Source organism: Arcanobacterium ihumii (genome assembly GCF_900604515.1).
Lineage (GTDB): Bacteria > Actinomycetota > Actinomycetes > Actinomycetales > Actinomycetaceae > Arcanobacterium_A > Arcanobacterium_A ihumii.
Genome location: NZ_UWOS01000001.1, coordinates 226,880 through 240,574 on the forward strand (window position 1 = coordinate 226,880; position 13,695 = coordinate 240,574).

11 protein-coding genes are annotated in these 13,695 nt (G+C 51.0%); 8 read left to right on the forward strand and 3 right to left on the reverse strand.

Translation table 11 applies throughout. From position 1 onward, the window contains the following. Positions 1 to 28 precede the first annotated feature (28 nt). Together EIH22_RS01020 and mobA are read left to right on the forward strand one after the other, a co-directional pair. Positions 29 to 253, forward strand: coding sequence for a DUF3107 domain-containing protein (locus EIH22_RS01020; RefSeq protein WP_124053972.1), 225 nt, complete (start codon positions 29 to 31; stop codon positions 251 to 253). 15 nt (positions 254 to 268) lie between these two features. Continuing rightward, the gene (gene mobA, locus EIH22_RS01025; protein ID WP_124053973.1) at positions 269 to 919 is read left to right on the forward strand and encodes a molybdenum cofactor guanylyltransferase; all 651 of its coding nucleotides are present in this window, start codon (positions 269 to 271) and stop codon (positions 917 to 919) included. 72 nt (positions 920 to 991) lie between these two features. Here the strand turns inward: mobA and EIH22_RS01030 are convergent, their stop codons facing one another. Further along, a complete protein-coding gene (locus tag EIH22_RS01030) occupies positions 992 to 1,489 on the reverse strand; it encodes a MogA/MoaB family molybdenum cofactor biosynthesis protein (protein WP_124053974.1) in 498 nt (165 codons plus the stop codon). 170 nt (positions 1,490 to 1,659) lie between these two features. On the opposite strand from EIH22_RS01030, the gene EIH22_RS01035 reads away from it, so the two are divergent. From EIH22_RS01035 to EIH22_RS01060, 6 genes are all read left to right on the forward strand, one after another. Then, a complete protein-coding gene (locus EIH22_RS01035) occupies positions 1,660 to 2,997 on the forward strand; it encodes a nitrate/nitrite transporter (protein WP_124053975.1) in 1,338 nt (445 codons plus the stop codon). 27 nt (positions 2,998 to 3,024) lie between these two features. Continuing rightward, the gene (locus EIH22_RS01040) at positions 3,025 to 6,738 is read left to right on the forward strand and encodes a nitrate reductase subunit alpha (RefSeq protein WP_235001716.1); all 3,714 of its coding nucleotides are present in this window, start codon (positions 3,025 to 3,027) and stop codon (positions 6,736 to 6,738) included. Then, complete coding sequence (narH, locus tag EIH22_RS01045; RefSeq protein WP_124053977.1) at positions 6,738 to 8,261, forward strand: nitrate reductase subunit beta; 1,524 nt, start codon at positions 6,738 to 6,740, stop codon at positions 8,259 to 8,261. The genes EIH22_RS01040 and narH overlap by 1 nt, the downstream gene beginning before the upstream one ends. Next, the gene (gene narJ, locus EIH22_RS01050) at positions 8,258 to 8,935 is read left to right on the forward strand and encodes a nitrate reductase molybdenum cofactor assembly chaperone (protein WP_124053978.1); all 678 of its coding nucleotides are present in this window, start codon (positions 8,258 to 8,260) and stop codon (positions 8,933 to 8,935) included. Before narH ends, narJ begins: the two co-directional genes overlap by 4 nt. Next, on the forward strand, positions 8,932 to 9,705 hold the full coding sequence (gene narI, locus EIH22_RS01055; protein ID WP_124053979.1) for a respiratory nitrate reductase subunit gamma: 774 nt from the start codon (positions 8,932 to 8,934) through the stop codon (positions 9,703 to 9,705). Before narJ ends, narI begins: the two co-directional genes overlap by 4 nt. A 678-nt stretch (positions 9,706 to 10,383) precedes the next feature. Continuing rightward, on the forward strand, positions 10,384 to 11,994 hold the full coding sequence (locus tag EIH22_RS01060; protein ID WP_124053980.1) for a DEAD/DEAH box helicase: 1,611 nt from the start codon (positions 10,384 to 10,386) through the stop codon (positions 11,992 to 11,994). A 156-nt stretch (positions 11,995 to 12,150) separates the two neighbouring features. Here the strand turns inward: EIH22_RS01060 and EIH22_RS01065 are convergent, their stop codons facing one another. Together EIH22_RS01065 and EIH22_RS01070 are read right to left on the reverse strand one after the other, a co-directional pair. Then, positions 12,151 to 12,765 carry a MarC family protein gene (locus tag EIH22_RS01065; protein WP_124053981.1) on the reverse strand — a complete coding sequence of 205 codons (615 nt, stop codon included), beginning with the start codon at positions 12,763 to 12,765 and terminating at the stop codon, positions 12,151 to 12,153. Further along, positions 12,762 to 13,604 (reverse strand): PHP domain-containing protein, encoded by an 843-nt coding sequence (locus tag EIH22_RS01070; protein WP_124053982.1) that lies wholly within the window; start codon positions 13,602 to 13,604, stop codon positions 12,762 to 12,764. Before EIH22_RS01070 ends, EIH22_RS01065 begins: the two co-directional genes overlap by 4 nt. Positions 13,605 to 13,695 lie beyond the last annotated feature (91 nt).

The window sequence follows — 13,695 nt, forward strand, 5'->3', positions numbered from 1 at the left end:
ACAAGATCTAATTCTTTGAGGAGTAAATATGGAAATCAGCGTTGGTATTCGAGATACCGTTTCACCGATCAACCTTGATGTTGAGTTGACCGCCGAAGAATTGATGAAGCAAATCAACGATTGCCTCGAAAGCAATTCCCCAGTTACATTGCACGGTTCTGACGGATCAATCCTATTTATTCCTGCGGGCTCATTCGGCTACGTTCGCATCGCCAAGGAAGAGCAGCGCCGCGTCGGTTTCGGATTCGTCTAAACACCGTAGTTTAACTTGAACGATAAGGTTCTAACTGATTGCTCTGGCGCTTCGGATTCACTCCAAAGCGTCCGGGCAATCATTATTTTGGCAGGTGGCACTGCATGCCGGCTTGGCGGTGTTTCCAAACCTGACTACCGTGTTAACGGCAAGCGCCTGCTAGATATTCTTCTCCACGAGCTCAACCAGACGGGTTTTACGGGCGCGACCGTCGTCGTCGGTCCAGAAAACCTTGAAGTACCTTCCCATGTAATGCTTACACTCGAAGACCCTCCTTTTGGTGGACCACTCGCAGGTATTCAAGCAGGTCTTAACGCGCTTGCGTTTCTTTCGAACGACGACGCCGTCCTCCTCGCCACCTGCGACGCTCCACTCTCACCACGAATCCTGCCCAAACTCACCGCTCAATTATCCGTCAGTCGGCAAATCGATGGAGCAATTCCGCTCGAACTTGGCAACGAGAGTTGGCCACAGTATGTCCACGGTCTTTATCGTTTTAGTGCACTTCGCGACTTGCATTTTGGACGTGACCGATCAATTCGATCGGTTTTCCGCACGCTCAACGCCACCTTAATTCCCGACGATGACGACGTCTGCTTCGACGTCGACACCCCAGAGGCAGCAGAGATCCTTGAAAAACGCCTAGCCGGCGAACTGGAGCGATGATCCGCTGACCTCATAAGGAGAACGCCAAAGCTCGAGTAAATCCAACTGACCGCGAGTAATAAGCCTATTAGCTCATGCTTGGGTCTGATCCAACTGCTCATAGATATACGGTAGGAGTGGGATTACCACCTTTAAAGCGTCCTTCACTCCACCCGTCGTCGACGGTGCGTTAACAATCACAGCTCCGCGAGACGTACGTGAGGTAATTCCCACAGTTGCACGCGAAAGCACCGCTAGCGGGGTGTTTTTCACACCTTCAGCGCGTATTTGCTCAGCGATTCCAGGCATCTCAACATCGCAGAACGCTTGGGTTGTCTCAGGCACAATATTGCGAGCAGAAACACCCGTTGAACCAACCGTAATAATTAATCGAACACCAAGATCTAAAGCTCGAACGAACTCTCCCCGGAGCGGTGCAGCTACATCATCGAGCACGACTTCGCGCACCACATTGATCCCGTTTTCTTCAAGAAAAGCGCGCGCAGCCTTGGCACCTTTATCAGTTTTTACACCATTGATGACCCGCGAATCGACAGTAATTATCGAAGCAGAAACTGAAATTTTCTCCATTTTTTAACCTTAATGCGTCCCTAACATACCCTGCAATTTTCCACACAAATCGGAAATACGAAAATTTTTCGTCGCATAAATAGTTTTACTACTATCATTCACGATACTACAGGTTACGATAACAAAAGGCGATGGTCGCCTTGTACAGAAAATTCAATTTGGGAGCATTAATGACTAACTCCGAAACGCAGGAAAAACTAGATTCCTCGGGCAAAACACTCAGGAATTGGAATCCTGAAAATCCTGAAAATTGGAATTCCAAAATTGCTTGGACGACCCTAGTTATTTCCACATTCTCTATGATCATCGCTTTCTCGGTGTGGTTCTTAGTTTCCGCACTCGCACCAAAGCTCAAAGAAATCGGCTTTGACCTATCTAAAGAGCAACTGTATTGGTTGGCATCGATGCCAGGGCTATCCGCAGGTATTTTCCGTCTCATCTATACCTTCCTTCCACCAATCGTTGGAACACGCAAGCTCATCGGAATATCTTCACTCCTCTATCTCCTCCCCATGTTTGGTTGGTTCTTCGCAGTACAAGACACCTCCACCCCCTTTTGGTGGCTAATGATCCTCTCCCTTATGTGTGGAATCGGTGGAGGTTCTTTCTCCGGTTACATGCCGTCAACCGGTTATTTTTTCCCGAAGCGTCTAGCCGGAACTGCACTTAACCTCCAAGCAGGTATAGGAAACCTCGGAATGTCTGTAATCCAGCTGGTGGGTCCAGTGCTCATGGGCTTCGGGCTCTTTGGAATCACTTGGGTAGCACCTCAGCATGCCATTTCCGGTGGTCAGCTCTGGGTACACAACCCCGCAATCTTCTTCGTTCCATGGACGATCCTCGCAGCTATCTTGGCATTTGTTTTCCTCAAAGACGTTCCAGTAAAGGCGAACATCAAGGAACAGCTCGATATCTTCTCCAACCCAAACACCTGGTATATGACCGCTCTCTACGTTATGACTTTCGGCGTATTCTCCGGTCTAGCCGCACAATTCGGACTTCTCATCAACAACAACTACGGTTCTGAAAGCACAATCAAGTTGGCAGTTGCCGGCGCAACCTACGCCTTTCTCGGCCCACTAATCGGTTCAATCGTCCGCGTAGCTTGGGGTCCACTGTGCGATAAGTTCACCGGTGGTTTTTGGACCTTCGTTTCCGGCGTCGGCATGGCAATTACACTCGCTGTTTCCGGGTATTTCCTTATCAATCCCCAGTCAATGGCTGACTTCAATGGTTTCTTGTGGGCAATGCTCGCCATGTTCTTCTTCGCGGGAATAGGCAACGCAGGTACCTTCAAGCAAATGCCAATGATTATGCCAAAGCGTCAAGCAGGTGGAGCGATCGGATTTACCGCAGCGGTGGCATCCCTCGGACCGTTCCTCGTCGGTGTTGCTCTCTCCATGATCAACGCCTCCACCTTCTTCTTCGCCTGCGCGATCTTTTGTGTACTTTGTTCGGCAATCGCATGGGTTCGCAATGTCCGCCCTGACGCACCATTCCGTGGCTAAATCCGTGGCTCAATGAAAGGCCCAGATATGAACAAAAACTATGTAGAATCCGCCTCCGGCGTTTTCGCTTTAGGCTCAAAGCTCCGTCGCGGTCAAATGTCCGACGACGCACGCCAGCTTTTCCTTGAAGGTGGCAGAGATGCCGATTCCTTCTACCGTCAACGCTGGAGTTATGACAAAGTCGTACGCTCTACCCACGGCGTGAATTGCACCGGATCCTGTTCGTGGAAGGTGTACGTCAAGGACGGAATCATCACCTGGGAGTCCCAGGCAACTGACTACCCATCAACCGGACCAGATATGCCCGAATACGAGCCACGTGGATGCCCACGCGGCGCTGCCTACTCGTGGTACGAATACTCTCCTACCCGTATTCGATACCCGTACATGCGCGGAGCGCTGCTCCAAATGTGGCGTGAAGAGCGTGCCAGTGGAAAAGATCCTGTAGACGCTTGGGAAGCGATCGTCGAAGACCCAGCACGCGCTAAGAAGTATAAATCTCAGCGAGGCAAGGGTGGCATGGTTCGTGTTGGCTGGGACGAAGCAAACGAACTTATAGCTGCAGCACACGTCTACACAATCAAGGCGTACGGTCCAGACCGTCTAGCTGGTTTCTCCGTTATTCCAGCTATGTCCATGATTTCCTATGCTGCGGGCTCACGTTTCTATGAGCTCCTCGGCGGAACAATGCTCTCCTTCTACGACTGGTACGCGGATCTCCCACCGGCGTCGCCACAGGTATTTGGTGACCAAACCGACGTTCCTGAATCGGGCGACTGGTTCAATTCCCAGTACCTGATTATGTGGGGATCGAATATTCCGATCACACGTACTCCAGATGCTCACTTCATGACTGAAGCTCGCTACCATGGGCAAAAAGTTGTGGCAGTCTCCCCTGACTTTGCAGACAACACCAAGTTCGGTGACGAATGGTTACGTGTAAACCCAGGTACCGACGCCGCTCTTGCCCAGGCAATGGGTCACGTGATCCTCTCTGAGTTTCATGTAAAGCGTCAAGAACCATTCTTCTTGAACTATATGAATCGCTACACAGATTCACCATTCCTGGTGAAACTCGAGCAGCTTGGCGATTCATATGTTCCAAGTAAGTTCCTCACTGCTGAAGATCTTCCGGCAGGCTATGCAGAAGATATCAGCTCTAAGCCAAACCCAGAACATCGCGGCTTAGTACTGGACGTTGACGGAACAGTTAAAGATCCAGGCGGCACTCTTGCGGATCGCTTCGATTCGGAAAACCCTGGCCGTTGGAATCTTGCCCTCGAAGGAGTAAACCCGGAAATCTCGATTGCCAACCAGCAAAACTGGCAGGGAATTGAGATCACCCTCCCCCGCTTCGATCTTCCCACCTCGCTTTCGAATACCGCCTCACTTGGCGGTGGCCTAATCAAGCGAGGAGTGCCAGCAATCAAGGTCGGGGACCACCTCGTAACCACCGTATTTGACCTTCTCTTGGCTGAATATGGCGTCAAGCGCACCGGTCTTCCAGGTGAATGGGCGAAAGATTACGCTGATGCTTCAGTTCCAGGTACACCTGCGTGGCAAGAAGAACACACCGGTGTTCCAATGAACGCAGCGATCCGCGTTGGCCGCGAGTTTGCACAAAACGCAATCGATTCGCAGGGCCGTTCGATGATCGTGATGGGAGCAGGTACTAACCACTTCTACCATTCAGATACGATCTACCGCACGTTCTTGGCGCTCACCACCATGTGTGGAACCCAAGGCGTGAACGGCGGTGGCTGGGCACACTACGTTGGCCAGGAAAAGGTTCGACCAATCGCGGGCTGGCAGCAGTACGCGATGGCGCTCGATTGGCAACGACCAGCTCGCCAAATGATTACCACCGGATTCTGGTACCTACTAACCGACCAGTGGCGTTATGACGGCTCCCGAGCAGAACAAGTTGGTTCTCCTCTTGCTGATTGGAAGGGACTCACTAACGCCGATACCCTCATTGAGGCTTCTCAGCGTGGTTGGATGCCGTCCTTCCCGCAATTTGATAAGTCTCCTTTGCAGATCGGCAAGGAAGCTAAAGAAGCTGGAACTACTCCGAGCGAATACATTGTTAACGAACTTAAAGCAGATCGCCTACACTTCGCATGTACCGATCCGGATAATCCGCAGAACTTCACCCGGATCTTGGCAAACTGGCGTACAAACCTACTCGGTTCGTCGGCAAAGGGCACGGAATTCTTCCAGAAGCACATGCTCGGTGCTGATCACGCTGTGCGCGCAACCGAACTCGAAGAATCGCAGCGTCCTCAGCTAATTAAGTGGCGCGAAGAAGCTGCTACCGGAAAGCTCGATCTCATGTTCGCGATCGATTTCCGTAACACTTCGACGACGCTGCACTCCGACGTCATTCTTCCTGCCGCAACCTGGTATGAAAAGGAAGATCTTTCGTCAACAGACATGCACCCATTCATGCATTCCTTCAACAAAGCGATTGATCCGCCGTGGGAAGCACGCTCCGATTTCCAGATCTTCAAGGAACTCGCGGCGCTCGTATCTCAGTTCTCTCACGGTCACCTTGGCACTGAAACCGATGTCATTATGGCACCGATTTCGCACGATACTCCTGATGAGCTTGCACTTCCACACGGAATCGTAGAACCACTCGAGACTCGAGAACTCATTCCGGGCAAGACTATGCCGAAGCTAATCCCGGTTGAACGTGACTACACTCAGATCTACGAGAAGTTCATTACCGTTGGACCACTCGCGGAGAAGGTTGGCTTGCCGATCAAGGGCATCATGCTTAAGCCAGACGTTGAAGTTCAGAAGCTCGCTCACCGCAATGGAGTTGCGTCTGCAGGTGCTGGAGCCGGACGTCCGCTCCTTGATACTCCAGTCAAGGCATCAGATATGGTTTTGCATTTCTCAGGGACCACGAATGGTCGAATGGCTGTTCAAGGATTCAAGCAGTACGAAAAGCAGACGGGTCAACAGCTAGCTGATTTGGCAGCGGGCGACGAAGAAAAGCTCATCACCTTTGCAGATACCACTATCCAACCTCGCTCCGTCATCACTTCCCCCGAGTGGTCTGGTTCTGAGCACGGTGGACGCCGGTACAGCGCTTTCGTTATCAACATTGAGCGCCTCAAACCGTTCCATACGTTCACGGGACGTCAGCACTACTACCTGGACCACGACTGGATGATCAATATCGGTGAGTCCTTGCCAGTATTCCGTCCACCAATTGATCTTTCCCGTATCCACGGTGATTCCGTGGTTGGCGAGATTTCGAAGGACGACGGGGTCGCCCAAGTCGCGGTTCGATACCTTACGCCTCACAACAAGTGGGCAATCCATTCCCAGTACTACGACAATCTCCATATGTTGACGCTGGGACGAGGGGGTCAAACCATCTGGATGTCTCCTCAAGATGCCGAGAAGATCGGAATCCGAGACAATGACTGGGTTGAAGCCTACAACCGCAACGGAACCGTTGCTGCTCGCGCAGTAGTCTCGCATCGTATGCCTGAAGGAACTGTTTATATGCATCACGCCCAGGAACGAGTTTCGGGAACACCGATTTCTGAAAAGTCCGGCAAACGCGGAGGAATTCATAACTCCCTGACCCGTATTTTGCTTAAACCAACCCACATGGCTGGTGGCCACGCTCAGTTGACCTACGGATTCAACTACATCGGCCCCACTGGTAACCAGCGCGATGAAGTGACCCTCATTCGTCGTCGTACTCAGGAGGTACAGTTCTGATGAAAGTTATGGCTCAAATCGCGATGGTGATGAACCTCGACAAATGCATTGGTTGCCATACCTGTTCGGTGACGTGTAAACAAGCCTGGACGAACCGCGAAGGAACCGAATACGTTTGGTTTAACAACGTTGAGACCAAGCCGGGTGTAGGTTACCCAAAGGAATGGGAAAACCAAGATAAGTACCGCGGAGGTTGGGAGCGAACCAAGTCTGGAAAACTCAAGCCTCGTGGCGGTGGACGACTCCGTAAACTCAGCACAATCTTTGCTAATCCACAAATGCCAACATTTGAAGATTACTACGAGCCATGGACCTACGAGTACGAGAAGTTGCTCTCAGCACCTGCGGATTCGAAGAATCTTCCAACTGCACGTCCGGTAAGCCAGCTCTCCGGCAAGAAGATCGATGCTCCTCAATGGGGTCCGAACTGGGATGATGACCTCGGCGGTTCGATGGAAACCATGGACAAGGATCCGATCTTGGAAGCGATGACCACACAGGTTAAGCGCAGTATCGAAGATTCCTTCATGTTCTACCTTCCGCGTATTTGTGAGCACTGCTTGAATCCGACCTGCGTATCAGCCTGCCCTTCGGGCGCAATGTACAAGCGGGCTGAAGACGGCATCGTTTTGGTAGATCAAGATCAATGCCGTGGCTGGCGCCAGTGTATTTCGGCTTGCCCCTATAAGAAGGTTTATTTTAACCATCACACCGGTAAGGCAGAAAAATGCACCCTGTGCTATCCACGCCTAGAAGCTGGTCAGCCAACTGTTTGTTCGGAAACTTGCGTGGGACGCTTGCGTTACCTCGGCGTAGTTCTTTACGACGCCGATCGCGTCGGTGAAGCCGCAGCCGTAGAGAACGAACGTGATCTTTACCAGGCACAGCGTGATCTTCTCCTCGATCCAACAGATCCTGAGGTACGCGCAGCAGCCGAAGCAAATGGCGTTCCGCACTCATGGATCCGCGCAGCTGAGGAGTCCCCAATCTGGAAGCTCATACAGAAGTTCGAGTTAGCTCTTCCTCTTCACCCGGAGTACCGCACCATGCCAATGGTTTGGTACATTCCACCGCTTTCCCCGGTTGTTGACGCAATCACTGAAGCGGGTGAAGATGGGGAAGATGCGAAGGTTCTACTTACCTCAATTGCGTCGATGCGCATTCCACTTGAATACCTAGCAGGCTTGTTCACCGCTGGAAACACAGTTCCAGTTGAGAAGTCCTTGCGTAGGCTCGGCGCTATGCGTTCGTACATGAGCAATATTCACCTCGGTAAGGAACCGGATGAAACCGCTGCACAAGCAGTTGGTATGACCGGTCCAGAGATCGAGGAAATGTACCGTCTATTGGCAATCGCCAAGTACGATGATCGCTACGTAATCCCAACAGCTTCCGCAGAGACTCCACGCGGAATTGCTGAACTCGGTTGTTCCTTGGATTCTTTGGGAGGACCAGGAATGGGTGGACAGGCCGGAAACACTTCCGGCACCAAAACCTTTATTCCACTTGAGGTACGCCGATGAGTAGCGAAGCTTTCACGGTTAAACAAACCGAGGCAGATAATTCACACGACGCCGGTCCAGTACGTACCGCGCATATGATTGCGTCGGTTCTCTTGGACTACCCCAGCGAGGACTTCATGAACCACCTCGATATCATCACCACCGAGCTCGATAGTGTTGATCCAGAGGTCGCTCAGAGCTTTGAGCGTTTCATCGAGTGGGCACGAAACACCCCACAAGATGAAATTGAAACAGCTTACGTGGAAACCTTCGATCAGAAACGAAAGTGCAATCTTTACCTGTCCTATTACTCGACGGGTGACACTCGCCTACGTGGTACCGCAATTCTGACGTTTCAACAAGCGTTTGAAGCGGTGGGCTGGAAAGTAACCGCAGGCGAACTGCCGGATTATTTACCAGCAGTGCTTGAGCTATCCGCGCGTACCGGTGATGAGTTAGCCACCCATCTTGTCAATATCCATCGGGAGGGGTTAGAAGTCCTTCGTGCTGCGCTCACGTCTCTATCGAGCCCGTGGCAGCACGTCGTCGACGCTTTGATCCTTACCCTTCCACCGCTCGATAAACGCGCGGAAGATGCTTTTAAGCGACTGGTTATGCAAGGCCCACCAGCAGAAATGGTTGGAGTACAGGAGCTACCGTTCCCAACCACAAATAGTCAGGAGACACGACGATGATAGGAATTTCTTTATTCTTGTGGGTTGGATTCCCTTATCTTGCACTCGCCCTCCTCATCGGCGGGCTTATCTGGCGATACCGAAACGATAAGTTCGGTTGGACTTCCCGTTCCTCCCAGATTCACGAATCTCGCTGGTTACGTTGGTCCTCTCCGCTTTTTCACTTCGGTATTTTGTTCGTCGGTGTAGGTCACATCGTTGGACTTCTGATTCCGAAGAGCGCAACAAGCGCCGTCGGCGTTTCCGAGCACTTCTACCATCTTAATGCAACAGTGCTCGGATCAGTTGCTGGAATTATGACGCTAGTTGGACTGGCAGGGCTTCTCTACCGTCGCATTGTAGTAAAGTCAGTGCGTTTGGCAACCACCCGTAACGACGTGATTATGTATATTTTATTGCTGATCCCAATCATCCTTGGAGTGATTGCTACCGTGCAGAACCAGATCTTTGGTGCTACCGGAGGCTATGATTACCGCGAGTCAATTAGCCCTTGGCTCCGTTCGGTACTCTTCTTCCAGCCTGATCCATCACTTCTTGATGGAGTTCCAACTGCATTCAAGCTTCACATCATTGCTGGATTCTTATTGTTCGCAATCTGGCCATTCACGCGTTTGGTCCACGTTGTAAGCATGCCTTTAGGCTATCCAACCCGACCATATGTGATCTATCGTTCGCGCGAAGATGCAATTCGCAGCACGAAGACTCCTGATGGATGGGATCCTGTTGCTACTCGTCAAGATTCGCACGGTTCGCGTTCGATGGGAGCTTAAAAGTAATTGACGCAGAATCTGGCAATTATTTGCTGAATGGTAAACGTTGATCTTGGTGGGGTGGGTATTTCCAATCAGAAATACCCACCCCACCGTCATACTGCTTTTATACGGCGAACACCATCTGTGAGCTAGCACCATTTTGGCGGTTTTTAGCTAAAACTTCTGGCTATAAGGGAGGACTCGGAGTAACTTTATAAGTACAAACAATTGAATAGAGGAGGTGAGTTGGACATGGCACTGTTAAAGAATTTCTTCAAGCGCAACGAAACCAATGTTAGTGGCTACATTTACGAAGCTAAGGCACGTGAAATGGAACTAATGTCGGAATTCATGAACAACTGATTAATTTGAGGTTATTCCTCAATGAAGATGCGGACAACGAGGTCCGCTTTTTTGTTGCCCTTTTGTTGTTTGCATATAAAACTCCGCCATGGTTCTCTCATAAAACAATGCGCCAAACGCAACTTTCAGTACCTTTTGTTCCGCTCCTGTTAGCAATTAAAAGTGAAAACGGTTATAGGATCGGCGAGATCACATCGTTATTTCGAACCTCACTGTAGAGTGGATGTGTTAGCGGTTGCCCGGTCGTCTTGGTGAAGCTGAATGAAATACACGATCGGCTGCCATATTTCGGCGTCGATATTCGTATCCGCCACCAGGCGAAAGCACAATTAAATGACTAATACTTCAGGTATCGTTGATGCCTCAAATGCATCTATTCCTAAAACGTCACAGGTGAAGGCAGATATCGAAGGCTCTGCTGAAGAGCTCGATCTCAATCGCCGTTCATTTGCCGACTTCGGTGTTTCACCCGCTATTGTTGAAGCACTCTCCGAACGCGGAATCACTCACCCCTTCCCTATTCAGGCCTTGACTCTTCCGGTTGCCCTCAAGCGTGCGGATATTATCGGCCAAGCAAAGACGGGCACCGGTAAAACCCTTGGCTTCGGGATCCCTGTTCTTGAGAATACTGTTGGACCCGGTGAACTCGGTTGGGATGAACTCGAGCATCCTGGTGCACCTCAGGGACTCATCATTGTTCCTACTCGTGAACTTGCGAAGCAGGTTGCAAATGATTTACGAAATGCTAGTTCTAAGCGCTCCTTACGTATCGTTGAAGTGTATGGCGGACGTGCCTACGAACCTCAAGTAGAAGCGCTCAAGAAGGGTGCAGAAGTTGTGGTGGGAACTCCGGGTCGCTTGATCGATTTGAAGAAAAACCGCACACTTGATCTTTCAGCAGCTCGCAACGTTGTGTTGGACGAAGCTGATGAGATGCTTGATCTGGGCTTCTTAGAGGATGTTGAAACCCTTCTGGGTGCTACCCCTGCCAATCGCCACACCATGCTGTTCTCCGCTACGATGCCTGGACCTGTAGTTGCCATGGCACGGCGTTATATGACGAAACCAACCCATATTCGGGCTCAGGATCCAGACGACGAATCGAGCACGGTTCAGAATGTCACGCAGGTTATTTACCGCTGTCACGCCATGAATAAGTCGGAAGTGGTAGCCCGTATTTTGCAAGCATCCGGACGTGGTCTCACGATTATCTTCACTCGCACAAAACGCACGGCGGCGCAGTTAGCTGACGAACTCACGGACCGCGGATTCGCTGCCGGCGCTATTCATGGCGACCTTGGTCAAGGTGCCCGTGAGCAGGCTATGCGTGCCTTCCGCAACGGAAAGATCGACGTGCTCGTTGCCACCGACGTCGCCGCACGCGGTATCGACGTCGATAACGTGACACACGTAATCAACTACCAGTGCCCTGAAGACGAAAAAACTTATCTGCACAGAATCGGCCGCACGGGACGAGCTGGACATTCAGGAACTGCTGTTACCTTCGTAGACTGGGAAGACACCCCACGATGGTCAGTTATTAATCACTCACTGAACTTGAATTTCCCAGAGCCAGTGGAAACCTACCACACCTCCGATCATCTCTATTCAGACTTGGATATCCCAGAAGGTACTACAGGAAGACTTCCAAAGGATCAACAAAATCGCGCCGGACTTGATGCGGAAGAAATCGAGGACCTAGGCGAAACTGGAAAGCGTCATTCACGCTCGGGCGACCGCCACAATAACGGGCGTGGACGCGGGCATAATTCCGGCTCGCGCAATGAGAGCTCGCGTGGCGGTTCGAACTCGCGTAATCGGAACAACGAGGGCCGCAGCTCGAGCGGTCGAAATAGCAAGGGACGCAACGCAGGGGGAGCAACGGCTCGTAAAGAACGCCGTCCACGCCAGCGCCGCCGCGTAAAGAAGGATTCAGCAGAATAAGTTCTGGCTGGGGTTCTTAGGGATTCACGGTTGTTCTCGAATCCCTAAGAACCCCTCCACTCTAAGCAGTTCAAAGGCTCGGGCACTATTCGATAATGTCAGCGAATAGTGCCCGAACCTTAAGTTTAGTTCTGGTTCAGTTCCTGTGTTCAGGACTCAGATTGAATGAACCACGCTCACAACACCGGTAATGATTAGCTGGGTTGCAATAGCGGCCAAGAGCATGCCGGAAAGTCGTGTAAGGAGCATAACGCCTGATTTACCCATAACGCGCATGATTGGAGTAGCAAAACGCATCGTCACAAATGAAATAAACAAAACGCTAATGAGGCCCAAACAAACGGTCGCAATCGAGGCAATCGAAGCACCGGCGTCGTCAACCAAAAGCATGAACGCCACGATGCTTCCTGGACCCGCTAGCAAAGGTGTACCAAGTGGCACCACTGCCGCATTAATGGTGCCAGATTCACGGCCAGGATCTTCTTCCTCACCTGTGAGCAGCTGCAAAGCTACCAAGAGGAGCAAGAGACCACCGGAAATTTGAAGAGCTTCAGTCGAAATCCCCAAGGCTCCGAAAACCTGGAAACCAAAGAATCCAAAAGTCATCAAAATTACAAGGGCAATCGCGTTCGAGACAAAAGCAGCACGCCGGCGATCCTTTTCAGAAAGTCTCGAAGTCAACGACATGAAAACCGGAAGATTTCCCGGTGGATCGATGATGAGGAACAGCGTGGCAAATGCCGATCCATACAGTGCGGCGTCAAAACTCACGGATGTAATACCTCCAAAAATGTTCCATTGATTGCGCTGAAATACACAGCTTCGTCGGTGACTCCCTCACCAAGAGTATTAGGTTTTCCGGCTCCGTGATAGTCGCTAGCCCCAAAACGTGCTAGACCTAATCTTTTTGCTAGCTTCACAAGTGCCGGACGGGCGTCAACAGGATTATCTCGGTGGTCAATTTCAACTCCAAACAAGCCCGCCTGCGCAAATAATTCGATGGTCCGATCGCTTACAGTTTTTCCGCGCTTAACCGCTTTCGGGTGTGCAAGAATGGCCCGACCACCAGCATTATTAATCATCTCAATTGCTTCAGGTGTGCTCGGAGCGATCTGAGGAACATAATATGGAGACGACGTGTGTAAAATTCGTTCAAATGCTTCGCTTCTATTCTCCACGACTCCCCTACCAACTAGCGCATCTGCGATATGTGGGCGGCCTACCGACCGCGAATCTCCAGCTAGCTCTACAACGTCATTCCAGGTGACTGGGAAATCTTGTTCGAGTCGATCAACTATCTGCCTTGCTCGAATCTCCCTAGAATTAGCCATCTGTGCGATATGAGAACGTATTGCCTGATCTGCTGGGTCAAAAAGTATACCGAGCACGTGAATGTCTATACCGTCATAACGGGTTGTGCATTCCATGCCTCGTACCAGCGACACCCCGGTGCATGACACTGCATTTGCTGCTTCTTCCCAGCCTGCAACGGTGTCATGATCAGAAATTCCCATCACGTCTAGGTGCGCTTCGGCAGCAGCACACATTAATTCCGTGGGTGTGCTGGTGCCATCCGAATAACTTGAGTGAGTATGCAAATCAATTCGCATAAATCTAGCTTAACTTTCCGCATCGCTTTTTGAGAACAGCACCGGATATAAATCGTGCACGAATCAATCGTTGAGCATTCCTGGCTTGGCT